General features: G+C 65.2%; 15 protein-coding genes and 2 pseudogenes. 11 read left to right on the plus strand and 6 right to left on the minus strand.

Annotation, left to right across the window (positions count from 1 at the left end; genetic code table 11):
* Positions 1-168: 168 nt before the first annotated feature.
* Entirely contained in the window at positions 169-1,356 is a 1,188-nt protein-coding gene (locus ACX40P_RS13315) for an alpha-hydroxy acid oxidase (protein WP_459126842.1), read from the plus strand.
* A 132-nt stretch (positions 1,357-1,488) separates the two neighbouring features.
* On the opposite strand, the gene ACX40P_RS13320 is transcribed toward ACX40P_RS13315, so the two are convergent.
* Positions 1,489-2,202, minus strand: coding sequence for a FadR/GntR family transcriptional regulator (locus tag ACX40P_RS13320; protein WP_459126843.1), 714 nt, complete (start codon positions 2,200-2,202; stop codon positions 1,489-1,491).
* A gap of 245 nt (positions 2,203-2,447) precedes the next feature.
* Here ACX40P_RS13320 and ACX40P_RS13325 point away from each other — a divergent pair, with 245 nt between their 5' ends.
* From ACX40P_RS13325 to ACX40P_RS13355, 7 genes are all read left to right on the plus strand, one after another.
* Positions 2,448-4,898: a glycoside hydrolase family 3 protein gene (locus ACX40P_RS13325; RefSeq protein ID WP_459126844.1), complete on the plus strand. Its 2,451-nt coding sequence runs from the start codon at positions 2,448-2,450 to the stop codon at positions 4,896-4,898.
* Between the two features lie 163 nt (positions 4,899-5,061).
* On the plus strand, positions 5,062-8,106 hold the full coding sequence (locus ACX40P_RS13330; protein ID WP_459126845.1) for a TonB-dependent receptor: 3,045 nt from the start codon (positions 5,062-5,064) through the stop codon (positions 8,104-8,106).
* Positions 8,106-9,386, plus strand: a complete 1,281-nt coding sequence (locus tag ACX40P_RS13335; RefSeq protein WP_459126846.1) for an alginate lyase family protein — start codon at positions 8,106-8,108, stop codon at positions 9,384-9,386. Before ACX40P_RS13330 ends, ACX40P_RS13335 begins: the two co-directional genes overlap by 1 nt.
* Positions 9,383-11,245: a hypothetical protein gene (locus tag ACX40P_RS13340; RefSeq protein WP_459126847.1), complete on the plus strand. Its 1,863-nt coding sequence runs from the start codon at positions 9,383-9,385 to the stop codon at positions 11,243-11,245. Before ACX40P_RS13335 ends, ACX40P_RS13340 begins: the two co-directional genes overlap by 4 nt.
* The gene (locus ACX40P_RS13345) at positions 11,242-12,411 is read left to right on the plus strand and encodes an alginate lyase family protein (protein WP_459126848.1); all 1,170 of its coding nucleotides are present in this window, start codon (positions 11,242-11,244) and stop codon (positions 12,409-12,411) included. Before ACX40P_RS13340 ends, ACX40P_RS13345 begins: the two co-directional genes overlap by 4 nt.
* A 23-nt stretch (positions 12,412-12,434) precedes the next feature.
* Complete coding sequence (locus tag ACX40P_RS13350; protein WP_459126849.1) at positions 12,435-13,538, plus strand: aldose epimerase family protein; 1,104 nt, start codon at positions 12,435-12,437, stop codon at positions 13,536-13,538.
* Positions 13,539-13,628: 90 nt separating this feature from the next.
* The gene (locus ACX40P_RS13355; protein ID WP_459126850.1) at positions 13,629-16,250 is read left to right on the plus strand and encodes a TonB-dependent receptor; all 2,622 of its coding nucleotides are present in this window, start codon (positions 13,629-13,631) and stop codon (positions 16,248-16,250) included.
* A gap of 229 nt (positions 16,251-16,479) precedes the next feature.
* Here ACX40P_RS13355 and ACX40P_RS13360 read toward each other — a convergent pair.
* Positions 16,480-16,990, minus strand: a pseudogene (locus ACX40P_RS13360) (IS6 family transposase).
* A gap of 113 nt (positions 16,991-17,103) precedes the next feature.
* On the opposite strand from ACX40P_RS13360, the gene ACX40P_RS13365 reads away from it, so the two are divergent.
* Genes ACX40P_RS13365 through ACX40P_RS13375 form a run of 3 tightly spaced genes read left to right on the plus strand, consistent with a single transcriptional unit; the run spans position 17,104 to position 21,593 of the window.
* Positions 17,104-17,232, plus strand: coding sequence for a hypothetical protein (locus ACX40P_RS13365; protein WP_459126851.1), 129 nt, complete (start codon positions 17,104-17,106; stop codon positions 17,230-17,232).
* Entirely contained in the window at positions 17,233-17,997 is a 765-nt protein-coding gene (locus ACX40P_RS13370; protein WP_459126852.1) for an ATP-binding cassette domain-containing protein, read from the plus strand.
* Positions 17,998-18,008: 11 nt separating this feature from the next.
* A complete protein-coding gene (locus ACX40P_RS13375; RefSeq protein WP_459126853.1) occupies positions 18,009-21,593 on the plus strand; it encodes an ABC transporter permease/M1 family aminopeptidase in 3,585 nt (1,194 codons plus the stop codon).
* A 315-nt stretch (positions 21,594-21,908) separates the two neighbouring features.
* Here the strand turns inward: ACX40P_RS13375 and ACX40P_RS13380 are convergent.
* The 4 genes and pseudogenes from ACX40P_RS13380 to ACX40P_RS13395 all read right to left on the minus strand — a co-directional run.
* Positions 21,909-22,530 (minus strand): annotated as a pseudogene (locus ACX40P_RS13380) (IS6 family transposase); the annotation flags it as partial.
* 69 nt (positions 22,531-22,599) lie between these two features.
* A complete protein-coding gene (locus tag ACX40P_RS13385; protein WP_459126854.1) occupies positions 22,600-23,235 on the minus strand; it encodes a PEPxxWA-CTERM sorting domain-containing protein in 636 nt (211 codons plus the stop codon).
* A 19-nt stretch (positions 23,236-23,254) separates the two neighbouring features.
* Positions 23,255-23,839, minus strand: a complete 585-nt coding sequence (locus tag ACX40P_RS13390; protein WP_459126855.1) for a hypothetical protein — start codon at positions 23,837-23,839, stop codon at positions 23,255-23,257.
* Between the two features lie 4 nt (positions 23,840-23,843).
* Positions 23,844-25,763, minus strand: coding sequence for a rhamnogalacturonan lyase (locus ACX40P_RS13395; protein WP_459126856.1), 1,920 nt, complete (start codon positions 25,761-25,763; stop codon positions 23,844-23,846).
* Positions 25,764-26,090 lie beyond the last annotated feature (327 nt).

Consider the following 26,090-nt stretch of genomic DNA (forward strand, 5'->3'; position numbering starts at 1 on the left):
CGTCAGGATTTGCAGCGTGCCGCGTCGGTCATCGCGATAATCCAGTTCCAGACGACGGATTCTGGATGTGCGCAAGCTTGTCGCCCCCGAGATGCCGGGCGATCCCTAAGTTACGCTGGCAACACATGACCGGTCGCCACCCGCGGCGGTTCGAACTAAGGCGACACTATGCCGCGACGCACGACGCGCCTTCAACGAGCCAATAATGTCGCCGACCTGCGCCTGATGGCGCGTCGCCGGCTGCCGCAGCCGATCTTCGACTATATCGAGGGTGGTGCCGACGACGAGGTGTCGCTGCGTCGGAATGTCGCCGCGTTCACGGATTATGAGCTGGTCCCCGACGTCCTGAACGACGTGTCCGACATCCGAATAGAGACCAGGATCTTCGGCCAACCGTCGCGCTGGCCGCTGATGCTGTCGCCCACCGGCCTCACCCGGATGTTCCATGGGCATGCCGAACTCGCCGTGGCTCGCGCAGCGGCACGGCACGGGCTCCTCTACAGCCTGTCGACGATGGGCACGACGCGGCTGGAGGATCTGGCGCAAGCGTTTGCCGGACCGAAGGTCTTCCAGATCTACATCTTCAAGGATCGCGGCCTGACCGCAGAGTTCGTGGCGCGCTGTCGGGAGGCGGGCTTCCACGGGCTTGCGCTGACGGTCGACACGCCGGTCGCGGGAAACCGCGAACGCGACCGGGTCAGTGGCCTGTCGCTGCCCCCGAAGCTGACGCTCCGGTCCATGCTCAGCTTCGCCCTGCACCCCGCCTGGTCGCTGCCTGCATTGACCGGGTCCAAGTTCGATCTCGCGAACGTCAGTCACAAGATCGATGCGCTGGCATCGGGCCCGATGAGTCTGTTCGACTATATCGGTGGCCAGTTCGATCGTTCGGTCGGCTGGCGCGACGTCGAATGGCTGGCACGCGAATGGAATGGTCCGCTCGCGATCAAGGGCGTAATGACGCCGGAGGACGCGCGCCGCTCGATCGCATCGGGCGCAACCGGCGTCATGATCTCCAACCATGGCGGTCGCCAGCTCGACGGCGCCCCCGCCCCGGTCGACCAGATCGCGGCGGTGCGCGACGCTGTCGGCGACGCACCGGATGTGATCTGCGACGGCGGCATCCGGCGTGGCTCGGACGTGGTGAAGGCGCTCGCGCTGGGGGCGACCGCCTGTTCGATCGGGCGGGCCTACCTGTATGGCCTGGCAGCGGGCGGGGAGCCGGGCGTCGATCGCCTGCTGACGCTGCTGCGCGAGGAGTTCGAGCGCACCCTGACGCTCGCGGGCGTCAACGACATCGCCGCCTTGTCGTCCCGCCATATCCGCGGCCGCCGGAGCGGGCGGGATCACGCACAGTGATCGCTGCCGCTCAGGCTTGCCTGTTCCGGAAACCGCGCGTGCCGATTTCGAGGCAAGACAGCTGTTGGTGACCCGCTGACCTTGCAGTAAGGTGTGGCCGACAAGTGCATACGGCTCGACCGACCCCTCATTTCATTCGAGCATCTTGAATCTGATCTTGTCATATCTTTCAATTGATTTGACCATATGCCTCCGCGCCGCTCGACGAGCACGAACGACGTCCCCAGCCTCGATCGCGGAATAGATACTCTGATGATCGCTATTAATCATTCGAGAGTATCGCTGATGCATGGCCGGGCTGTTATCCTGGAGATACAACCGCCTGGACGGTATCATTCGAACGCCCAGGAAGTCGGTAAACCGAATATAATAATCGTTGCAGGTCGCCCGAGCGATTGCGGCATGGAAAGCGGTATCGGCGGTGACCGAGCTATCGACGTCGCAACTCGCATCCATCGCCGCGAGACTTTCGCGCATCTCGGCTAGATTCTCTTCCGTGCGGCGGCGGGCGGCAAGGTCTGCCATCTCCACTTCGAATCCAATCCGCATCTCCAATAGGCGCAGCACGTCGTCGATTTCGGTCACTTCGGCCCGCGTGACCTGAAATGCGCGGTAACGGGCATCGTCAGGAACATAGGCGCCCGATCCCCGACGCGATTCCAGCAGCCCGCGGGCCGCCAGCCGGGCGAAGGCTTCGCGGACCACCGGCCGGCTGACGCCAAAGTCCGCCGTGATCGACTTTTCCGTGGGGAAACGTGACCCCGGCGGCATGTTTCCAGCGTAGATTTCCGCTTCGAAGCGCTCGACGAGATCATTCGCCAGGGACGCCGCTTTGGTTGCGCTCATGATACCTCCGCGCTCCGTAAAGCATGCCGCCATCATCGTATCAAACAGACTGTGTTCGTGCTGGTGAAAAGCCGCAACGCATTGCCTTGAAACGCGCGCGGGCTGTCGACGGACGATAGGCCGAAGACATCCGGTGATGGACAGGCTGGTTGACTTACAACCTTGTCATGGATCAGTTGACATACAACTCCGTCGGTGAACATGCTGGTCTGACAGGGCGGCCGACCGCTTCGGAGAGGATTTCCATGAAACGCCCAGCCCTGCTTTGCGCGGTCGCGATGCTGCCGACGTCCGGTGCAGCCGGCGCCCAGGTCGCCGATCCCGCCCGGTGGCCGGCGGTAGCGGCCTCGGCACGCGATGCCGCCCTTGAGACACGAATCGATACGCTGCTCGCCGCGATGTCGCTGGAGCAGAAGGTCGGCCAGACCGTGCAGGGCGACATCGGCAGCACGACGCCCGAGGATGTCGCGCGCTACCATCTGGGGTCCGTGCTGAACGGCGGCAGCTCGTCGCCCGGCGGTGACGAATTCGGCCCGGCATCGGCCTGGGTCAGTGCAGCCGATGCCTATTACGCAGCATCGATGCGGCCCAACGGGCGGCTGCCACGCATCCCGGTGATGTGGGGATCGGACGCGGTCCACGGCCACAACAATATCGTCGGTGCGACGCTATTCCCCCACAATATCGGGCTGGGCGCAGCGCGCGATCCGGCGCTGATGAAGCGGATCGGAGAGATCACCGCGATCGAACTGCGCGTGACCGGGCTCGACTGGACGTTCGCACCGACGATCGCAGTGGCGCGCGACGATCGCTGGGGGCGGACGTACGAAAGCTTCTCGGAGGATCCGCGCATCGTCCGCGACTATGCGACCGCGCTGGTCGAGGGACTGCAGGGGAAGCGCGGCGCGGACGACTGGCTGAAGGGCGCGCATGTCGTCGCCACCGCCAAGCATTTCGTCGGCGACGGCGGTACGACCGGCGGCCGCGATCGCGGCGACACCCAGGTGACCGAGGCCGAGCTGATCCGGCTGCATGTACCCGGCTATGTCGCCGCACTGAACGCCGGGGTGCAGAGCGTGATGGCCAGCTTCTCCGGCTGGAACGGCGCGAAGATGCACGGCAACCGCAGCTTGCTCACCGGCGTTCTCAAGCAGCGCTGGGGCTTCGACGGCGTGGTCGTCGGCGATTGGGACGGGCATGCCAAGGTCACCGGCTGTACGCCGACCGACTGCCCGGCGGCCATGGCGGCGGGGCTCGACCTGTATATGGCACCGGGCAGCTGGAAGGGCATCTATGCATCGACGCTGGCCGCGGCGCGATCGGGCACGCTGCCGATGGCGCGGCTCGACGATGCGGTGCGTCGCATCCTGCGCGTAAAACTGCGCGCAGGGATGTTCGAGGCCGGGCCGCCGTCGTCGCGCCCGCTGGCCGGACGCTACGACCTCCTCGGCGCGGCCGATCACCGCGCGGTGGCGCGCCAGGCGGTGCGCGAGTCGCTGGTCCTGCTCAAGAACAACGGCGTGTTGCCGCTCAAGCCGGGCGCCCGCATCCTGGTGGCGGGCGACGGCGCCGACGACGTGGCCAAGCAGTCGGGCGGCTGGACGCTGACGTGGCAGGGAACGGGCACCCGGCCCGAACACTTCCCCGGTGCGACGTCGATCTTCGCCGGCGTGCGCGACGCGGTGACGGCGGGCGGCGGCACCGCCGAGCTGTCGGTCGAGGGGCGATACACCTCGAAGCCCGATGTCGCGATCGTCGTGTTCGGCGAAGACCCCTATGCCGAATTCCAGGGCGACCGCGCCGACCTGATGTTCGACGACGCCCGTGGCACCCTGGCCCTGCTCGGGCGCCTGAAAGCGGCAGGGGTGCCGACGGTGTCGGTATTCCTGTCGGGACGCCCCTTGTGGGTCAATCGCCACATCAACGCGTCCGACGCCTTCGTCGCGGCCTGGCTCCCGGGATCGGAGGGGGGCGGCGTTGCCGACGTGCTGTTCGGCAAGACGGACTTCCGCGGCAAGCTGTCCTTTTCCTGGCCGAACGACGCGCGCGGTCAGCCGCTGAACGTCGGCGACGTCGGCTATCGCCCACTCTATCCCTATGGTTATGGGCTGACCCTGCGGGATCGCTCGCCCGCCCGTCCGCTCGGCGAAGACCCCGGCATCGCGCCCGACGATCGTCCCACCGGCCCGATCTTCACACGCGGGCGCGCAGTGGGCGCGCGGTTGCTGCAGATCGACGGCGCCAACGACAGCCCGCAGACCATTTCCGGCGCAGCCGACAATCAAGCACTGGCCATCCGCCCGGTCGACCGCGACGCGCAGGAGGATGCCCGCGAGCTGACGTGGAGTGGCCGGTCGCGTGGCACGTTCCGGATCGCCAACCCGCGCCCGGTGAACCTCGCCGCCGCCGGACCACTCGCGCTGGAGCTGGCGGTCCGCGTGACGCGCGCACCCGCTGCCGCGGCATTCGTCGAAATGGCATGCGGGCCGGGTTGTTCTGCACGTGTCGACGTCACCCGGCCGCTGTCTGCCATCGCCGGCAAAGGGTGGCAGACGATCCATCTGTCACTTGCGTGCCTGAAGGGCATCGATCCGACGCGGATCACGGTGCCGTTCGCGCTGTCGACGACGGGAGCGGCGCAGCTGACATTGTCCTCCGTCGCCCTGCTCCCGGCGAAGGATGTGCCTTGTCCCTGAACGTCGGTCGCACCGCCTGACGCTCGGCGGAAGAGCGCCGCTCCAGAATTACTTAGCTACCTATTGACAGGCTGAAACAGAGTTGTAAGACACCTTTTGTGACACCGGTATCAGCCGGGTCCGACCCGCCGAGCCGGCAGGTCGACAAATCGGGAGGGCGATCATGCGCGCGACGTTCAAGACATCTCTGTTGGCATCCACCGCCGGGCTGATGCTCGCGCTGCCGTCCCACGCCCAGCAGACGCCGGTCGGCGCCAGCACCGCTTCGCCCAGCGTGCCGTCCAATCCGGTGAAGCCGGAAGGGTCGCCGCAGGATCCGACGCAGGTCGAACCATCCGATCCCATCGCCCAGGCCGCACAGGCCGCCGACGCGGCATCGAGCGGCGACATCGTCGTCACCGGCGCACGCGCGACCCAGCGAACGTCGATCGAGCTGAAGCGCAATTCGTCCGTCATCGTCGACGGCTTGGTCAGCGACGAGATCGGCGCGACCCCGGACAATTCGGTCGGCGACACGCTGGAGCGGATCGCCGGCGTCTCGGCCGACCGGTTCAAGGGCAACGCCAACGAACTGTCTGTCCGCGGCCTCGGCCCGACGCTCAGCTTCTCCACCTTCAACGGCCGTGAAGTATCCACCGCGGGCGGCGACCGCTCGGTCGCGTTCCAGCAGTTCCCCTCCGAGCTGGTCAATGGTGTGCTGGTCTACAAGTCGCAGCAGGCCGACTTCATCGAAGGCGGCGTCGGCGGCATCATCGAGCTGCGGTCACTGAAGCCGCTCGACTATGGCAAGCGTCGCATCCAATTCGAGATCCGGGGCGATTTCCAGCCCAAGGCCGACGACGTCTATCAGGAGGATGGCCTCGGCTATCGCGCCAACATTTCCTATACCGACAAGTTCAGGACCGGCATCGGCGATATCGGTATTAGCATCGGCTACCAGCGCCAAGACACGACGGCGCCGGAGGATTACTACAACGCCAACGCGACGTTCCAGCCGTGCAACACCTCGGCACTCAACCCTGGCCTCGTGCTCGGCACCGGCACGGCGGCGCAGCAACAGGCGCAGCTGATCGCGGCGGGCAGCGGCGTGAACTGCACCGTGGCAACGGCACCGCGCACCGCGGCTCCCGCCACCGGCGCGGCGGCGGTGACGGTCGGTGAGACGCGCGGCGACGTCTATTACGCCAACAGTTCGCGCAGCTTCCGTACCCAGCAAACGTCCGAGGTTCGCGATGCCGTGATCGGCGCGCTGCAATGGCGGCCGCATCCCGATCTCGATATCTCGGTGGATGGGCAATATTCCAACCGCGCCAGCCTGGAAAAGCGCAACGTCCTGCAGATCACGGAAGGCTTGCGCGGTATCCAGCCGCTGGTCGTCGGCAACGGCACCAACGGCTACAGCACCGGCGCGCTCATCAGCTATCGCGGCAATTCGAACATCGAGGACCAGCTCGAGCGCCGCAACCGCACCGAGGATTACATCGGCGGCGGTCTGAGCGTGAATTGGACGCCCGGCGACTGGGCGGTCAGCGCCGACGCTTCGTATTCGAAGGCGCATCGGACCGAGACGCAGAAGCAGACGCGGATGCGCTCCACGACGCGGGTCGGCTACACGCTGACCTATCTCGATGATTTCGTCGTGCCGAACGTCACCTTCGACAATTTCGACGTGACCAACCCCGCCAGCTTCCTCGCGACCGCGGCCAATGCGGTCTATGCGCGCAACCGCTTCGTCACCGATCGTAAGGACGAGATCGTCGCGGGCCGCTTCGATGTCGCGCGCAACTTCGATGGGTTCCTGACCAACCTGAAGTTCGGCGTGCGCGTGTCCGACCACCACCGTACCAACGACAATGCCCGAAACAACGATCTGAACACGTTGGTCGCGATCAACGGTCAGACGCCGGCACAGCTCATCACCGCCGCCAATCAGAACTGCCGAGCGCCGTTCACGACGCAGTCGTACATGGCGGGCCAGGGCACCAATCTGACGCGGTGGGCGACGTTCGACAACGACTGCCTGTTCCGCACCTTCACCGGCAGCGACGACGCCCTGCCCTACCCGACCGACGGCCGCGATCCGAGCGACATCGACGTCACCGAGCGGATCTATTCCGCCTACGGCATGGCCAGTTTCCGATCCGAAGGATCGCTGCCGTTCAGCGGCAACATCGGCCTGCGCTACGTCCGCACCGACGTGTCCTCGACCGGATTCCGCCAAGCCTATATCATCACGATCGATCCGGGTGCCGACACCTATACCGTCGCGGTCGATCCAACCGGTACGCTGACCCAGCAGACCGCGAAGGGGCGTTCGCAGTATCTGCTACCCAGCACCAACGTCGCGTTCGAACTGAACGATCGTTTGAAGCTCCGTCTGGCCGGCTATCGCGCGATCGCCCGGTCGGGCATCGAAAGCTTCGGCGCGGGCATCAACCTCAATCCCTCGACCGGCACCGGCACCAACAACATCATCTTCAATGCCACCACCGGCAATCCGGACCTGAAGCCGCTGCGCGCGTGGAATGCCGACGCGAGCCTGGAATTCTACGCGTCGAAGGACACGATCCTGGCGCTCGCCGCCTATTACAAATGGATCGACGGCGCGGTCGTCGGCCGGTCCGAACCGCGCCCGACCGACATCACCGTCACCACCACAACGACCGCTGCAGGCGCGCCGCGCGACACGCGGACCTTCACGATCAACCCGGTCGGCCCCGCCAACGATCTCGACACCCGCCATCTCTACGGCGTCGAGGCGACGTTCAGCCACGCCTTCACCTGGCTGCCGGCACCGTTCGACGGCTTCGGTATCAACGGATCGGCCAACCGTGCGTTCGCCGACTTCCAGTTCCCCGACACCTCGCCGCTCGCACCATATCTGTCGCCAGAGAACCTGATCGGACTGTCGAAATTCACCGCCAGCGGATCGGTCTATTATGAGAAGTGGGGGCTCTCGCTGCGTGCCAACTATCGCTACCGGTCAGACTACTACAAGCCGAACGGCGGCACCAACCGCAGCGTGCGACCCGGCAGCTATCTGAACCTGTCCGCGCAGTACAACGTCACCAAACAGGTGCAGCTGAAGGCGCAGGCGCTGAACGTCACCGGCACCAAGGACATCTTCTACAAGGGCGGGTACGACAGCATCGCCGAGGTCTCGAACAGCGGGACGCAGTATTTCTTCGGCTTCCGGGTCCGCCTGTGATGCGACTTGGCAGGATCACCTCCTTCCCGATCCTCGCCGCCACCGCCGTCGCGAGCACCAGCCTCGCGGCGGCGGACTTTTCGGTACCGAAGCTTTCGAAACCGGCGACCTGTCAGGGCGTGGAGGGCCACGCCGCCGCATTCGGCGGCCGGCGGACGTTCCTGCTCGACCCGGCCGATCTGATCGCGATCAAGGCGGTGCGCGACAGCGATCCCGCCGTCCGCAATGCCTATGCCGACCTCATCCGGCGCGCTGATGCGGCGCTGGCGCGCAAACCCGGATCGGTGATGGACAAGACCACCATCCCGCTGTCCGACGATCGCCACGACTATCTCAGCCTGGCACCGTATTGGTGGCCCGACCCCGCCGACCCGAAGGCGCCCTACATCCGCCGCGACGGGGAAGTGAATCCGCGTCGCGATACCAGGGCGTTCGACCGGACCGCTCTTGGCCGCATGGTCGGCGACAGCGAAACGCTGGCGCTCGCCTATTACTACAGCGACGATCCCCGCTATGCGGCGAAGGCGGCGCAGCTTATCCGGACATGGTTCCTCGATCCCGCGACCGCGATGAACCCGAACATGACCTATGCGCAGGCGGTTCCTGGGCGCGAGAACGGCCGCGCCGAAGGCGTGCTCGACACCAGCGGGTTCATGACCGTCATCGACGCCGCCGGCCTCATCGCGCCCGCGGGGGCACTGACCGCAGCCGAGACGAGCGGACTGGAGACGTGGTTCGCCCGATACGTCGACTGGATGCTGAAAAGCCCGAACGGCAAGGAAGAGCAGGCCGCGCGCAACAACCACGGCATCTGGTACGACGCGCAGATGACGCAGTTCGCGTTGTTCGCGCGCCGTCCCGACGTGGCGACCCGCACCGTCACTGCATTTCCGAAGACCCGCATCGCCGCACAGTTCGCTCCGACCGGCGCCTTGCCCGCCGAACTCGCCCGCACCCGCAGCTTCCACTATTCGCTTTACGCACTGGGCCCGGCCTACGACGTCGCGGCGCTGGGCACGTGCCTGGGCTACGACCTTTGGTCCTACAGCGACGACAAGGGTCGTGGCCTGCGCAAGGCGACCGACTATCTTGCCGCCTATCGCGGCCGGCAGGATCGGTGGCCGTACAAGGAGCTCAACTGGCCCGCTGGCGAGCTCGACGCGCTGCTGACCCGTGCGGCGTCCGTCTGGGGCACAGCAGGCTATGCCGTATCCGAACCGCGCGACGGGATGCTTCTGCGTTATCGCCGGCCATCATCGCCGAAAGGATCGACACCATGATCGCCCGCCCCGCCCTGCCCGCCCTCTGCATGCTGCTGGCCGGACTGGCTGCCGCACCGGTCGCCGCCGCGCAGGAGCGCCGGCCGTTCGTGGGCGGCACGATGCCGATGAACCAGGTGGTGACGCAGCACATCCAGCCGCAGACCGAGCAGCTGCTGATCGGCCTGGCCAGAGACGGGCGGGACTATAAGATCGACGGCGTTCCGGTCTTCAACGGCAGCGACAAGTTCCTGCCCGGCAAGATCGCGATCGGGCTCGCCGATTTCCTGGGCGACATCCCCGACGGCGACCCGCGACTGCCCGGCTATCTCGCCAGCTTCCGCAAGATCGCCAAGATGACCGTCGACGATCCCAACGATAGCTGGGGCATCTATTACTACATCTCGGCGATCGACCAGTTGAAGAAGCAAGGGCGGCTCGATGCGGCGATCGACCGGCTGACGCTGGCGAAGCTCCGGGTCCGGCTGGACTGGCGAAGCTTCGTCGACACCGGCAGCTACGAACTGATCGACCACCCCAACAACTATTATTGTGTCGCCTTCGCGATCGCACGGCTGCGCACCCAATTGGGCTGGGAGCCGCGCGAAGGCAGTGACAGGCTCTACGCCGCGATGGTGAAGCATTACCGCGAATATTCGGGCCAATACGGGTTCGCGGACGAGACCGATGGCGCCGGTCGCTTCGACCGTTACAGCGTGCTGCTGGCCGGCGAGATCGCGCAGCGCTTCGTCCAGACCGGCGAGAAGCCACCCGCCGAAGTACTCGGCTGGCTGCGCAAGTCGGCCGACGTGATGCTGCAGCGGGTCAACCTGTCGGGTCACGGCTTCGAATATGGCCGCAGTATCGGCCCGTATGGCGAAACCTCGATGGTCGAGGTGCTGACCGCCGCCGCCGCGACCGGCTTGCTCAACCGGGACGAGATGGACCTGGCCTATGCCTATTCATCCAGCGCCGCGCAGCATTACGTCGAATTCTGGACCGATCCACGCACTGGCTCGGTCAATCTGTGGGACGATGGTCGCCGCACCGACGCCTATCGTGGCAAGTTCCGCATTCTGGGCGAGAACCTTTCGCTCACCCATCAATACAATTACACGAACGCCGCGTGGAACGCGCTGGGCTATCGCGACCGGATGCCAACGGCGGCGTTCGCGAAGTTCGCCGCCGCACGGCCGACGCGCACGGTGACGTGGTTCGCCAAGGGCAAGTATGATCGGCTGCTCGTCACCTTGCGGGATCGCGGGCGGGTCGTCAGCTTGCCGATCATCAACGGCGGCGATTCCCAGCACGATCACAATCCCTATTTCCCGATCCCCTTCTCCCCCGGCATGCTGGAGGGCGTTGCGGACGGCGGCGCCCCTTTGATGGTGCCACGGATCGCGCTGGCGGATGGGACGGTTCTCATGCCGCTCGCTTATTTCCGCGATGCGAAAGTCGAGACGAAGGGCGCGCGAACGATCGTCACCTATCGCCAGAGCGAGGTCGATCGCATGGGCGAGAAGGCGCCGGTGCCGGACACGCGCTTCAGCGTCGCGACGCGGTACGACTTCTCGCCCGGCATGATCCGCCGAACCGACATCTTCACCCCTACCGCGCCCATCGACGTGGCGAGTATGACGCTGGCGTTTGGCACCTTCTCGGGAAAGCCCGTCACGCAAGGGCGCGCGACCCGGTTCGGCGAGGGTGCGGTGCGCAGCTTCACCACCACCGGCCTGCCGCAGTGCGTAGCGACGCCCGCAGCGCCCGATGTCGAATATCATGCGTCGACCGGCGCGATGACGACGAAGCTGGTGTGCTCGGCCGGCGCGACCAGAGTTTCGGCGCCGTTCACGATCGGCTGGGAGCTGCGCTACCGATGAGCATCACCCGGCGTATGGCTCTGGCCGGCGGCGCTGCGCTTTGGGCGGTGCCGTCCGCCGCGGTCGACATCGGGCGGGACGACCGGCGACGGCTGATCGCGCAGGCGAACACCTATCTCTCGCTCGCCCCGCGCACGACGACATCGGCCATCGCGCCGCGCAGTCCGGGTGGGCCGAGGGATTATTATTCCGAGGCCGATTACTGGTGGCCTGATCCCGCCGACCCACGTGGACCGTATATCCGTCGCGACGGCCTTTCGAACCCCGACAAGTTCGACAAGCATCGTGATGCGATGATCGAACTGAGCCTGGCGGTTCCGGCGCTGACCGCGGCGTGGAAAGCCACCGGCGACACCCGCTATGCACGCCACGCCGAACGCTTCCTCGATGCGTGGTTCGTCGATCCCGTCACGTCGATGACACCGAATCTGCAATATGCCCAGGCGATCATCGGGGTGAACACCGGCCGCGGCATCGGCGTGATCGACACGCTGCATCTGGTCGAGGTCGCACGTGCCGTCGCGGTCCTCGACGGTGCCCGCCGCGGTCGCTTTCGGCTCGCCCACGGCCGACAAATCCGCGATTGGTTCGGCGCCTATCTCGGCTGGTTGATGACGTCGAAGAACGGCGTGGAGGAGCGCGACGAGCGCAACAACCACGGTACCTGCTGGGCGCTGCAGGCCGCAGAGTTCGCGCGGCTGACCGGTAACCTCGCCGTGATCGCGTTGTGCGCGGATCGCTTTCGAACACGGCTGATCCCCGACCAGATCGCCGTCGACGGATCGCAACCGCTCGAACTCGCGCGGACCAAGCCATACGGCTACGCGCTGTTCAATCTCGATGCGCTGGCGGCGCTGGCACAGATCGCCTCGACGCCGGGTGACGACCTGTGGCGGTTCGCAACGCCCGACGGTCGCTCGCTCGCCAAGGCGCTGGCGTTCATGGTGCCATTCATTCGCGACAAGCGGACCTGGCCCTACGCCCGCGATGTCGAATATTTCGACGAATGGCCGATCCGGCACGTCAGTCTGCTCTTCGGCGCCCAGGCACTTGAGCGACCCGACTATCGTCGGCTCTGGGCTTCGCTTCCGCCGCTCCCGGCAGTGCGCGAAGTCATCCGCAACGTGCCGCTGCGCCAGCCGACCCTGTGGATGGACGGCGTGTGATCCGGGCTGCGCTACCCCTGCTGATGATCACGTTGCCGGCGCACGCAGCCGACATCGCGGTCGCCAATTTCGGGACGACGGCGAAAGGGCAGCCGGCATCGCGCATCACGATGACCAACGACCGCGGCATGCGGGTCGGTCTGATATCCTACGGCGCTACGGTGACCGAGCTCGCAGTGCCCGACCGTCACGGCCGATCGCGCAACGTCGTCCTCAGCCTGCCCGAAATGCCCGCCTATGAACGCAGCGCGCGACGCTGGGGCGGAATCGTCGGGCGGTATGCGGGCCGCATCGACGGCGCCGCGTTCCGGCTCGGCGGCATTCTTCATCGACTGGAACCCGGCCGCAACGGCGTGACCCTGCACGGCGGCAGCGACGGTTACGACAAGCGCGTGTGGCGCGTCGCCACGTCGCGCGACGCGCGATCTTTGGCCACGACCTTCACGCTCGTCAGTCCGGACGGCGACCAGGGCTTTCCGGGGCGACTAACGGTGCAGGTGACCTATCGCCTGATGCGGGCGGCAAACATCCTCCGGCTCGAATACCGCGCGACCACGACCGCGCCGACACCGTTCAACCCGACCAACCACATGTTCCTGAACCTCGCTGGCGCCGGTAACGGCACGATCGCCGCACATCGCCTGACGGTGCCGGCGGATCGCTATGCCGAAACCGACGACCGCAAGATTCCGACCGGGCGTCTGCCCTCGGTCGTCGGCACCCCGCTCGACTTCCGCACCGCTCACACAATCGCTCCGGACGCCGCGCGCCGCCATCCTCTGCTCGCCCCGTCCAGCGGCTTCGACCACAGCTATGTCGTGCGAAACCGCCCAGCCCGTCGTCCGGAGCCCGTCGCTATCCTCGATGATCCGGCCAGCGGACGGCGGCTGACGATCGCCAGCACCGAACCGGCGCTGCAGTTCAATTCCGGCAACGGCTTCGACGGCAGCGAGACTGGCAGCGAAGGCGTCGCCTATCCCGCCTATGCCGGCGTCGCGCTGGAGACGCAGCATCTGCCCGACAGCCCCAATCGCCCGGACTTTCCGACCACGATCGTGACGCCGGATCGGCCGTTCCGATCAACGACAGAGTATCGCTTTACGGTGCGACGGAAACCTAGGTTGTAAGACATCCTTGACGCGTATGCCATGTGCGCATAGCGACGAGGTCATAATTAAAATGACGCCCATGAGGCGCGACAATTGGGAGGATATGACATGAAGGCGATGTTCTTGCTCTGCGCTTCGATCGTCGCGATCGCAGGCTGCGATCCCGCATTCTCCCAGTCCACCGCGCCCTCGCGGGACGTTCCGGATCCCGCAACGGAGGGCGGCGACATCGTCGTCACCGGCATCCGCCAGTCGATCGCCCGCGCCGCGGAGATCAAGCGGGACGCCTCGCAGGTGCTCGATGTCATCACCTCCGAGGATGTCGGCAAGCTGCCCGACGCCAACGTCGCCGAGGCGCTGCAGCGCGTCACCGGCGTCCAGATCACCCGCGTCTTCGGCGAGGGGCAGGCGGTCAACATCCGCGGTCTCCAGCAGGTTCGCGTGGAAGTCGATGGCCGTACGCTGCTCGGTTTCTCCGCCCGTGTCTCACCGCCCGAAAACGACAATCTCGGTCGCTCGTCGGGCCTCGACTCGGTGCCATCGTCGCTGTTCGGTCGCCTCGAAGTGCGCAAGTCGCCGCTCGCGAGCCAAGTCGAAGGCGGCCTCGGCGGATCGGTCAATCTGGTTACGCCCAAACCGTTCGATTTCAAGAAGACGACGCTGACCGCGCAGGTTCAGGGTACTTGGTCGCAGGAGGCCGAGAAGTTCGAACCGGGCGTCACCGGCCTGTTCACGACGACCTTTGCCGACGGACGGATCGGCGTGCTGATTTCGGGCGAATATCAGAAGCGCACATCGAAGCTGCAGCTGTTCGAGCGCAACAACTTCTTCAACAGCCTGAACGGCGGCACGACGACCCTCTTCGCGCCGCGGCTGCTGCAATATGAGAATGTCGATATCGATCGATCGCGGCTGGGCATCAACGGATCGGTCCAATTCCAGGTCGCGCCGAATTTCGTGCTGACCGCCGACGGCCTGTATTCAAAGGTCGAAGCGAACCGTACCAACGAATTCATCGCGCTGAATCTGGGCACCAGCGCCACCGCGCGGATCATCAACGATGCGGTGGTCGAGAACGGCTACATCCTCGCCGGTGCCGCGCCCGGCAACATCCGCACCGGCAACCAGCACCGCGAGGATCCGGCGGCCAGCTACCTGTTCGGCCTGAACGGCAAGTACGACGACGGCACGCTAACGCTGGAGGGCGACGCCTACTACAGTAAGGGCACGCTGCGTCAGAAGATCGAGGTCGTGACGCTTCAGACGGCCAACAATGCCGTCATTGGCCGGTTCGATTTCCGCGGCAACACGATCCCCAGCCTGACGCTGACGACCGCCACCGGCGCGGCGTTCGATCCGACCGCGGTCGCCAACTATCCCGCCCGCACCGACCTGCTGACGCTGCGCGCCAACAGCCTGCCCGCGACGCTCGACGAGCGCACGGGACGCTTCGACATCGGCTATGACACCGGTGGCGGCGTGAAGCTGAAGGCGGGCGTGCGCTACGTCGACCTGCGCGCCAAGTCGGAAGCCTTCCGCAGCCGCGCCGACGCGCCGATCGCGTCGCTGCAACCCTATCTCACGACCGGCAATCCCGACTTCCTGTCGAGCATCGCCGGAAATTTCCCAAGGCAGTTTCTCAGCGGTTTTCCCGACGCCGATTTTATCATCCCCCGCGTGCTGGCGGCCGAACCCAGCCTGACGCCCGGCGATCCCGCCGGCACGCTACGTCGCAACGCCGCGCGCGACTACGACCTGCAGGAAAAGACGATCTCGGGCTATTTGATGTTCGATGCGGAGGGACAGTTGTTCGGCCGTCCTGCCCGGGTCAACGCCGGCGCGCGCATCACGCACACCGACTTCGCGGTCGACACCTTTACTCAGCGCGGGACGGCTCTGATCCCGACGACCGATCGCAACAAATACATCAACGTCCTGCCTAGTGCGAACCTGACAGTGAATGCCACCGATGCGCTGCTCGTCCGCCTCTCGGCATCGCAGACGCTCCAGCGCGCGGGTCTCGCCGAACTCGCGCCATCGACGTTCGTCGATGCCACCAACCTGACGTCGAGCGGCGGCAACGCCGCGCTGGAGCCGCCGATTTCGAGCAACCTCGACCTGTCGGTGGAATACTACACCAGCGCCACGTCGCTGATCTCGGGCGCGCTGTTCTACAAGGACGTGCAGAACTTCATCGCGACGAACACGACCGAACAGATCATTCCCGGTTTCGAAAGCCTGGGCATCATCCGCGTCGTGCGTCCCGACAATGTCGCCTCGGCCAAGGTGCAGGGATTCGAGGTCGGCATCACCCAGTTCCTCGATTTCCTCCCCGCACCGTTCGACGGCTTCGGCGTGATCGCCAACTACACCTACGCCGACAGCAAGGACAGCAACGGCTTCCCGCTCGTGGCGACATCCAAACACAGCTACAATTTGATCGGCCTGTACGAGAAGGGCCGGCTGTCGGCCCGCGTCGCCTACAACTGGCGCGACGATGCGGTGTTCGAATTCACCCAGGGCCGTCCCGACGTAATCGCCGCCCGGTCACAGCTCGATGCGCAGCTCGGCTTTGACATCTCGGACCATTTCGCGTTGTCGCTGCAGGCGCAAAACCTCACGCCCAAAGACTCGGCGACGGTCGAGATCAGTAATTTCAACCGCTCGGCGATCAACAGCTACGCCTTGTCTGAGCGACGCGTAACGTTTGGGCTCCGAGCTAAATTTTAGCACGGTGGACCGCATTACTGAGGGCGCTGTCAAAGCAAGGGCACCATGCGCATTTAGCGCGAAGTTCTTCCTCGCTTGCCTGCCCCTCGGCAGGCAAGCGGCAGCGTTATCAGAAAATAGCCGAGCGGGCTGCAGCACTGACAGCTCATCTGCATGCCGGAACGCGGTGCTGTCAGTCTAAAGCGAACCGCTCTCCACCTGATGCACGTCGGGCTTTGAGGATGGCAGCCTAGCTGGCGAGCGTCTGCCACTCCGCCAGCGCGGCGGAGCATCGTTCCCGGTAGGTTTCTCGATCGATTAGGTGGCGTTCCAAGCTGAAGTGGTTGTGGACGTTGGCGTGGACAGAGGCGAACTTCTGTAACGTCTTCATCTGCCTGAACCTGAGCATCGCCCGCTCTCGTCGTCGGAACGGCAGGTGGCTACTTTCGACCCGATTGTTAGCCCAGCGACCGACTTCATGCTTCTCCACGTTACCGAACTTATTCATCGCGGCACGATAGCTGCGTAGGCCATCGGTCGTAATCAACTCAGGTGCGCCGTGGCGCTTGAGAGCCTTCTTCCCGGTTCCACCAAAGCCGCACCGTCTCATGGCAAATGTCGATCCCGCGCTCGAACAGCAAGTCTTCCACGTTCCGCAGCGAAAGCGGGAAACGCACGTACATCAGCACCACCAGCCGGATCACCTCAGGTGACGAGTTGACGTAGCGGAACGGCGAGGCTGGCTTGCGGGGACGAGGCATGTGCGGTCCCTACCCCGCCTTGCTTACCGACCGGTGCGTTTGGTTTGACGGCGCCCCCTTCACAAGTCCGTTAGGTGTATTACACTAGTGATACTCAAGGGGGAGAATCACTGGTGCTGGAACTGGCTTCGGTCACGCATGTCTATGGCAACGGCACCCGTGCGCTCGACGATGTGAGCCTCAGCGTGCCGAAGGGCATGTTCGGCCTGCTCGGACCGAACGGCGCGGGCAAATCGACGTAGATGCGCACCGTGGCCACGCTGCAGACGCCGACGTCGGGCAGCATCCGGTTCGGCGACATCGACGTGATCGCCAATCCGGAAGCCTTGCGCGAACGGCTCGGCTATCTGCCCCAGGATTTCGGCGTCTACCCGCGCGTGTCCGCCTATGACATGCTCGACCACATGGCGGTGCTGAAGGGCATCGCATCCGCGCGCGAACGCAAGGAAACCGTTGAGACGCTGCTCAATCAGGTCAATCTGTGGACCGTCCGCAAGAAGGCGATTGCCGGCTTCTCCGGTGGCATGCGCCAACGCTTCGGCATCGCGCAGGCGCTGATCGGCAACCCCAACCTCATCATCGTCGACGAACCAACCGCGGGTCTCGACCCGGAGGAGCGCAACCGCTTTCTCAACCTGCTGGCGGAGATCGGCGAGAACGTCGTCATCATCCTGTCCACCCATATCGTCGAGGACGTCGCCGACCTCTGCCCGCGCATGGCGGTGCTGGCGGGTGGGCGCATCCAGCTCGAGGGCGCGCCGCTCGACCTGATCGCGCGGGCCCGCGGCACGGTATGGGCGCGGACGATCGACCGCGACGCGCTCGACGACTATCGCGCGCGCTACGAAGTCATCTCGACCCGGCTGTTCGCCGGCCGCACCATCGTCCACATCCTGTCGGACGGCGATCCCGGCGATGGCTTTGCCGCCGTCGATGGCGGGCTGGAGGACGTGTATTTCTCCACCCTGGCCCGTTCGCGTCGCGCCCCCGTCGCCCAAGCCGCCTGAAGGGGTCGTCCATGTTCGGCAAGATCGCGGCGTTCGAACTCCGCTACCAGTTGCGCAACCCGGTCTTCTGGGTCGTCGCCATCCTGTTCTTCCTGCTGACCTTCGGATCGGTCACCGTCGAGCAGATCCAGATTGGCAGCGGCGGCAACATCCACAAGAACGCGCCAGTCGCGATCATCCAGACGCACCAGATCCTGTCGCTCTTCTTCATGTTCGTGACCACGGCGTTCGTCGCGAACGTGATCGTGCGCGATGACGAAAGCGGCTTCGGGCCGATGGTCCGGTCGACGCGCGTCCGCAAGTTCGACTATCTGATCGCGCGCTTCCTGGGCGCCTTCGCCGCCTCCGCCATCGCCTTCCTCGCGGTGCCGTTCGCGATCTGGTTCGGGTCGCTGATGCCGTGGATCGACGCGGAGACGCTGGGCCCGACCAACTGGGGCGCCTTCGCCTATGCCTACACCGTACTGGCGCTGCCGAACCTGTTCCTGACGGCGTGCATCTTTTTCGCGGTCGCGACGATGACGCGATCGATGATGTACAGCTATCTCGGCGTCGTCGTCTTTCTGGTGGCGTATATCGTCCTCAATACCGTCATGCGCTCGAAGCCCGAACTGCGCGAGATGACCGGATATCTGGAACCGTTCGGGCTCGCGGCGGTCACCAACGTCACGCGCTACTGGACCGCCAGCGAGTCGAACACGATGGTGCCCGCGGTCACCGGTGCGCTGCTCGCGAACCGCGCGATCTGGATCGGCGTGGGCCTGTCCGCCCTCGCTCTCGCCTACGCCCGGTTCAGCTTCGCCGAGCGCGGCGCGTCGAAACGGCGCCTTCGCAAACAGGCGCGGGCGGAGGCGAAGCTTGCCGCGACGCCGCCGCTGATCGTCGATCGCCTGCCCGCACCGCGGCAGGACGCCGCCGCCTGGGCGCGCTTCTGGGTCCGCTGCCGCTTCGAGATGCGGCTGGTGTTCCGGAGCCCGGCGTTCATCGTCCTTCTGCTGGTCGGCCTGTTCAACACGGTCGGCGCGCTGATGTTCGCGAACGAGATCTACGGCACGCCGGCGCGACCGCTCACCTTCGCGTTGATCCAGACGCTGCAGGGCGCGTTCGGCCTGATCCCGATCATCATCGCGATCTATTATTCGGGCGAACTCGTCTGGCGCGATCGCGAACGGCGGATGCACGAGATCGTCGATGCGACGGCACTGCCGAACTGGGCCTATATGCTGCCCAAGGCGCTGGCGGTCACCGGCGTATTGTTCGCGACGCTGACGGTCGCGGTGCTCGCCGCGATCGCTCTCCAAATCGTGCGCGGCCACGGCGCGATCGAACTCGGCCAGTATCTCGGCTGGTATCTGCTGCCGTCCGGCGTCGACATGGCCATCCTCGCCATTCTCGCAGTGTTCATCCAGGCGCTCAGCCCCAACAAATACGTCGGCTGGGGCATCATGGTGCTCTATCTGGTCGCCACCATCACGCTCGGCAACATGGGTTTCGAGCACCCGCTATACAACTATGGCGCGACGGGCCGGCAGCGCTTCTCCGACATGAACGGCGCGCAGATCGGCGGAGCACTCGGCTGGTGGCTGCGGCTCTACTGGGCGGCGGTCGCGGTCGTGCTGGCGGTGCTGGCGCACCTGCTGTGGCGGCGGGGGACCGAGACGCGGCTGATGCCCCGGCTGCGGCGCCTGCCACGCCGGCTGGTCGGAACCCCCGGCGCGATCCTCGCGGGTGCGCTCGTCGTCGCGGTGACGACCGGCGGCTGGCTCTTCTGGAACATGAACGTCCGGAACGAATATCGCACCGCCGAGGATCGGGAAGCACAGCTCGCCGCGTTCGAAAAGAAGTATCTGAAGTACGAAAGCGTGCTTCAGCCCTCGATCAAGAACATCCGGCTCGACGTGGCGTTGTTCCCTGCGGAGCGCCGCGTAGAGACGCGCGGCGCCTACCGCTTCGTCAACGACACCGGCGCGCCGCTGTCCGACCTGCACCTGCGCCTGACCGACGCGCTTACCCGAATCGACACGATCACGGTGCCGGGCGCGCGGCTGGCCATGGACGATGCGGAGATGAAGTACCGCATCTACCGCTTCGACCGCCCGCTCGCGCCCGGCGCGGTCGGCACGATGACCTTCGCGACCACCCGCCACCAACAGGGCCTGCGTGCCAACGGCGACGATACGTCGATCATCGCCAACGGCAGCTTCCTGAACAACGCCGAAATCGCCCCGCAGATCGGGATGGACCGCTCGGCGCTGCTGACCGATCGGGTCAAACGCCGCAAATATGGCCTGCCCGCCGAACTGCGGATGGCGAAGCTGGAGGACACGTCGGCGCAGCGGCGGAACTACGTCGGCAACGCGCCGTGGGTCATGTCGGACATCACCGTCACCACCGACGCCGGGCAGACGCCGATCGCGCCGGGACGCAAGCTGTCGGACACGGTGACCAACGGTCGCCGCACCGCGCGCTTCCAATCGAGCGCGCCGATCCTCGCCTTCTTCTCGGTCCAGTCGGCGGATTATGCCGAGAAGAGCATCGATGCGGACGGCGTTCGCCTGTCGGTGTTCTACGATCCCAGGCATGGCTACAACGTCGATCGCATGCTGTCGGCGATGAAGACGTCGCTCAGCTATTACCGCCGCGCGTTCGGACCCTATCAGTTCGACTATGCGCGGATCATCGAATTCCCCGGCTACGCCACCTTCGCGCAGGCGTTCGCCGGCACTATCCCCTATTCGGAAGCGATCGGCTTCATCTCCGACACGAGCGATCCGGACGCGATCGACTATGTCTCCTACGTCACGGCGCATGAGCTGGCGCATCAATATTGGGCGCACCAGCTCATCAGCGCCGACATGCAGGGCGGAACCATGCTGGTCGAATCCATGGCGCAGTACAGCGCGCTGATGGTGATGAAGCACCGCTATGGTGAGGACAAGATTCGCCGGTTCCTCAAGTACGAACTCGACAACTACCTGCGCTCCCGGGGCAGCGCGCGGATCGAGGAACTGCCGCTCGCTCGGGTCGAGAACCAGCAGTATATCCACTATCGCAAGGGTTCGGTGGTGCTGTACCTGCTTCAGGACCGGCTGGGCGAGGACCGCGTCAACGCGATGCTTGCGCGGCTGCTCAATCGCTACCGGTTCAAGAGCGCGCCCTATGCGCGATCGACCGATCTGGTGGACGGCTATCTCTCGCTTGCACGCACGCCCGCCGAACGCGAGCTGGTGCTCGACCTGTTGTCGCGCATCACGCTCTACGACCTGAAATCGACTGCGGCGACGAGCCGCAAGCTGCCGGACGGCACCTGGGAAACCGTACTGACCGTCGCGGCCGACAAGGCCTATGCCGACGGGACCGGCAAGGAACGCCGCGTGCCCCTCGCCGACGAAATCGAGATCGGCCTGTTCGACGCTCGCCCGGGCCTCGGCGCGTTCGCGGCGAAGGACATCATCCGGATGGAACGGCGGCCAATCCGTTCCGGCACGCAGCGCATCCGCATGGTCTCGACGCGCAAGCCGGGGTTCGCGGGCGTCGATCCGTACAACAAGTACATCGACCGCAACAGCGACGACAATGTCGTTCCGGTTTCATGATCGCCTCAACATCTGCGGATGGCGCAGAAGGAGGTAAGTCGCGTTGGGAACATTTGGCGTTGACCCGGCGTCGTTCCGCCGGCCGCGCATCCGCACCTGATCGTTTGAGGTTACGATGTCCGACAGTGCTATCAAAGCAACGGCACCACGCCCACTCAGCGGGAAGTTCTTCCTGTCTTGCCTGCCCATCGGCAAGCAAGCGGCGGCGTTCTCAGACATAACCGAGCGGGTTCGCAGCACTGACAGCACCGTCTGCATACCCGAACGCCGATGAAAATATCGTAAGCCCCTGTTGCGGCGGCGTAAGTGCGTTACGTTTGACAGCACGTTGTGGACGGAGGCGAACCTTTGCAGCGTCTTCATCTGCCTGAAGCGTAGCATCGCCCGCTCCCTTCGTCGGAACGGCAGATGGCTGTTCTCCACCTGGTTGTTGGCCCAGCGACCGACCTCCTGCTTCTCGGCGTTACCGAGCTCATTCATCGCGGCACGGTAGCTGCGCAGGCCGTCGGTCGTGATCATATCGGGCAAGCCGTGACGCTTCAGCGCCTTTTTCATGAAGTTGAGAGCGGCAGCCTTATCGCGGGTTTTCGTGACGTAGCTCTCGAGCACCTCACCCTCGTGATCTACCGCTCGCCAAAGGTAAACCATCTCGCCGTTCAGCTTCACGTACATCTCGTCCAGCTGCCAACGCCAATGCGGAAGCCGCGCATGCGGCTGACCCGCGGCCGGCGGATGTCGCCTGCAAACAGCGGTCCGAGCCGGTCGACCAGAGCCGCACTGTCCCATGGCAGATGTCGATCCTGCGCTCGAAAAGCAGATCTTCCATGTTCCGCACCGAAAGCGGGACACGGACATACATCAGCACGACCGCCCGGATCACCTCCAGTGACGAACTGAAGTAGCGAAATGGCGATGCTGGCGTGCGAGTGCAGAGCATATCCCTGCCCCTCACCTGCCCGTGCTTACCGACCGGTGCATTTGGTTTGACGGAGCCTGAGAGTATCAATCAGGCGAAACGGACGCGCGAAACATGCTGCCTGCGGCGCCGTGCGGCGAAGCCGATTGCGCCAAAGCCGAGCATCATCGTAGCCCAGATGGCCGGCTCCGGGACGGCGGCGGCGTAGGTAATCGATCCATTGAAAGCGCGATCCGCGGTTGCATCGCCAAAATTGCCCGAAATGCCGTAGCCGACCAGCAACTGCGCCTGGGCGTTTGCTGCCTGGACCGACCCCGACGATGCGGCGCTGTTGCCGTAATAGATCGAAAAGGCGCCGCCATCGGTGATGTAGAAGCCGTGCAGCCCGGTGCCCAATGTCATATCGGCGATATCAAGCGTCGTCGCTGCGCCATAGCCGGACGTCGTCAGCGCCGCGAACGAGCCGAGCGGGGTCCACGCTGCCGGATCGTTCTGGAAGCCGCCGACACCACCCGCGCGGTAGAACACCTGATAATCGAAAGTCCCGAAATCGGCGTTCACGGCCAGCGATGTCAGGTCGATGGCGGACAGGGTTCGCACATCGAACATGATGCCGTCGTTGAAATTGGTGCCGTCGTAGCCGCCCGACAACACCGCTGCCTCAGCCGACACGCTCCCACACAGCATCAGCGCCGCGGCCGACAGGCCCTTGAACATCTTGATCATGATCTCTCCCTGCATGTTGTTATTGCTGGTTCGTACTCGGTTCGTCGCCGGGCAGCGTCGGCGGCGGATCGCCGCGCTGCGCCCGGATCGACGCCATCTGCGCGCCGCTCAGTTCCCCGGTCGGCGGCTGGGGCTCGGGTTTGAGGCCGCGATCCGCCGGGGCCACCGCCTCCCCGCTGCCGCCAAGACGGGGGGGCAAGTCGATGCGGACCAACGCCGCGCCTTCGCGCAGCAGGACATGGCCCGGCGCGACCGACTCCAGCACCACGCCCGGCCCCACCCTCTCGCCCGCTACGAAGGAGCGTGGCGTCGCACCGTGGGGCGCGAGCAGCGCGGTCGGACGCGCACCGCCGGGGCTGGTGCCGTGAAGCTCGTAGAGCATCCGGGCTTCGACCGGTTCCGGCGCTGCCGCCGCCGCATTCACGGGCAGCACAGGCATCGATGCCTCGACCCGGACGATACCTTCCGAGCCATTGTCATCGGACTGCCCGACGGCCATCACCAGCGCACCGGCGGCGACCGCCGTGACCACGACCGCGAGCGCGGCCTTGCCCCGGCCCCCGCCGAAGGTCGAACCGTCTCGATAACCGGGGATCGTCCGCATCGCCTTATCGCGCTCCGGTATCGACCGCGGTCGTGCCAAGGTCGAAGCTGGTGTGCGGCGGCTGGTTGTAGGCGGTGTTCTGCCACGCCACACCCTGCCGATAGACACGGTCGTGCATCAGCGTCTTGAGCTTGTAGGTGGTCGGATAGGGCGAGGTGAAGATGCGCAGCTTCGTGCTGTCCGCGCTCGCCAGGATGACTTCCTCGCGCCAGTCGCCCAGGATGTCCGCGGAGAGGGCCGGGGTGGCTTTCGTCCCGTTGGCGGAGATCGAATCGGCCGCCGTCAGGATCGTTGCCGTCGTGCGGCTGTTCCAGTCCCACTTGCGGATCGACACATTATCGAGTTGCTCGCGCAGCGTGTCGCCGTCCCACCAAATGCCGAAGTTGGTCGAGTTGGGCTTGCCTCCACCGGGGACGGGTTCGCCCTTCGCGGTCGACAGAACCGTGCGGCTCGACCAGTTTTCCTCGCCCGGATAGCGTGGATCAATGTCGGCCGACATACCGCGACCGTTGTCGGCCGTAGACGGCAGCGTCCACAGCACCTCGCCGGTGCGGGCATCGACCATCGACGCGCCGATACCGCCGTTAGCTCCGGGCGATTCATGGACGCTGAAGCGCTCCAGTCCCGGGCGCGTCGGGTCGAGATCGCCAAGATGCATCGCATCGCCGTGGCGCAGGCGCTGGCCGGCAACCTTCGCGGTCCACAACGGCTGGCCGTTGTCGTCGATCGCCATCGATCCGTAGATGATCTCGTCACGCCCGTCGCCGTCCACATCGGCGATGCTGAGGTTGTGGTTGCCCTGTTCCTCGTAATCGGTCCGGTTTGGCAGCGCCGCGCTGTCGAAAAGCCAGCGCTGCGTAAGCTGTCCGTTACGGAAATCCCAAGCGGTCAGCGTCGATCGGGTGTAATAGCCGCGCGCCATGATGATCGACGGCTTGTTCGTGCCGTCGAGGAAGGCGGTGCCCGCCAGGAACCGGTCGACTCGGTTGCCGTAATTGTCACCCCAAACGGTCTGGATCTGACTGTTCGTCGGGTTCGGTGTGTCGGGGTGGCGCCCCACCACGTAGTTGACCGTCGACAGTGCGCGGCCAGTCGTGCCCTGAAACACGGTCAGATACTCCGGCCCCGCAAGCACGAAGCCGACGCGGCTGGCGCCCGTCGTCGCGGTGCCGGTCCGGTTGCGCCAGTCGGCGTTCGCATCACCGATGACGCGACCTTCGCCATCGGTCGTGCCGTCGGCGGTCTTCATGACCACCTCCGCGCGACCGTCACCATCATAATCGAACACCTGGAACTGAGTGTAATGCGCGCCGGCGCGGATATTGGTGCCCAGGTTGATGCGCCACAGCCGCTTGCCCGCCAGCGTATAGGCGTCGATCAGCACCGGCCCGGTCAGCCCAGCCAGCGAATTGTCCTGCGAATTGGACGGATCCCACTTCAGAACGATCTCGTACTTGCCGTCGCCGTCAAGATCGCCGACGCTCGCGTCGTTGGCACTGTAGGTGTAGCTGCTGGTGCCGGTGCCGTCGGGGCTGGTGACGGTGCCGCCCGCCGGCTTGTCGAGCGCGATGACGCCGAAGCCATCGGCCCAAACGTTGGCGGTAAAGGCCTTGTCCATCTCGACGCCGCGCGTGACGACCTTCACGACATAGGTCGCCGATGTGCTGCCGGTCGCGTCGACATAGTTCGTCGCACCGGTCAGCGGGGCGTCATTCAGCTTGGTGCCGTTGCGGTAGACGTTGAACCCGGTTGTGGCGGTGTCGGTTCCGAGCAACCGCCAGGTCACGAGGACGCCGGGCTCACCCGACACGGGCAGAGCGACGACGCCGCGATCGAGCCGCTCGCCGGTCCATTGCTGCGCGAACGCCGGTGTCGCCGCGATTGCCGTCGCCAGCAACAGACCGTGCGCCAATGTCTTGGCCATGTCGGTATCCCCTCTTGTCGTTGTCGAATCCTCGGAAATATCGTGTCGTATCAAGCGGCTGCTATCGGAATGCGATCCAAGCGTACCAAGCAGCATCGCTTGCACGGAACATGGTCCGCACGTCTCCCGCCGATTGTCGCAAATCAGTCGGCACGGTTCAGGCCCGTGCCGGAGCGCTCTAAATCAAGCGCACTCCGCTCGCCATTTCGCTTCCTCTCCTGTCGCCGCTGATGCGGTCGTTTCATACAAGGTGAACAAGAGGTTTCACATTTGCAAGCGCGATTTCAAAATATGGGCGCTAAGGGCCATCGCCGTGCCGTTCTGCGA

The organism is Sphingomonas sp. RS2018 (assembly GCF_054489605.1).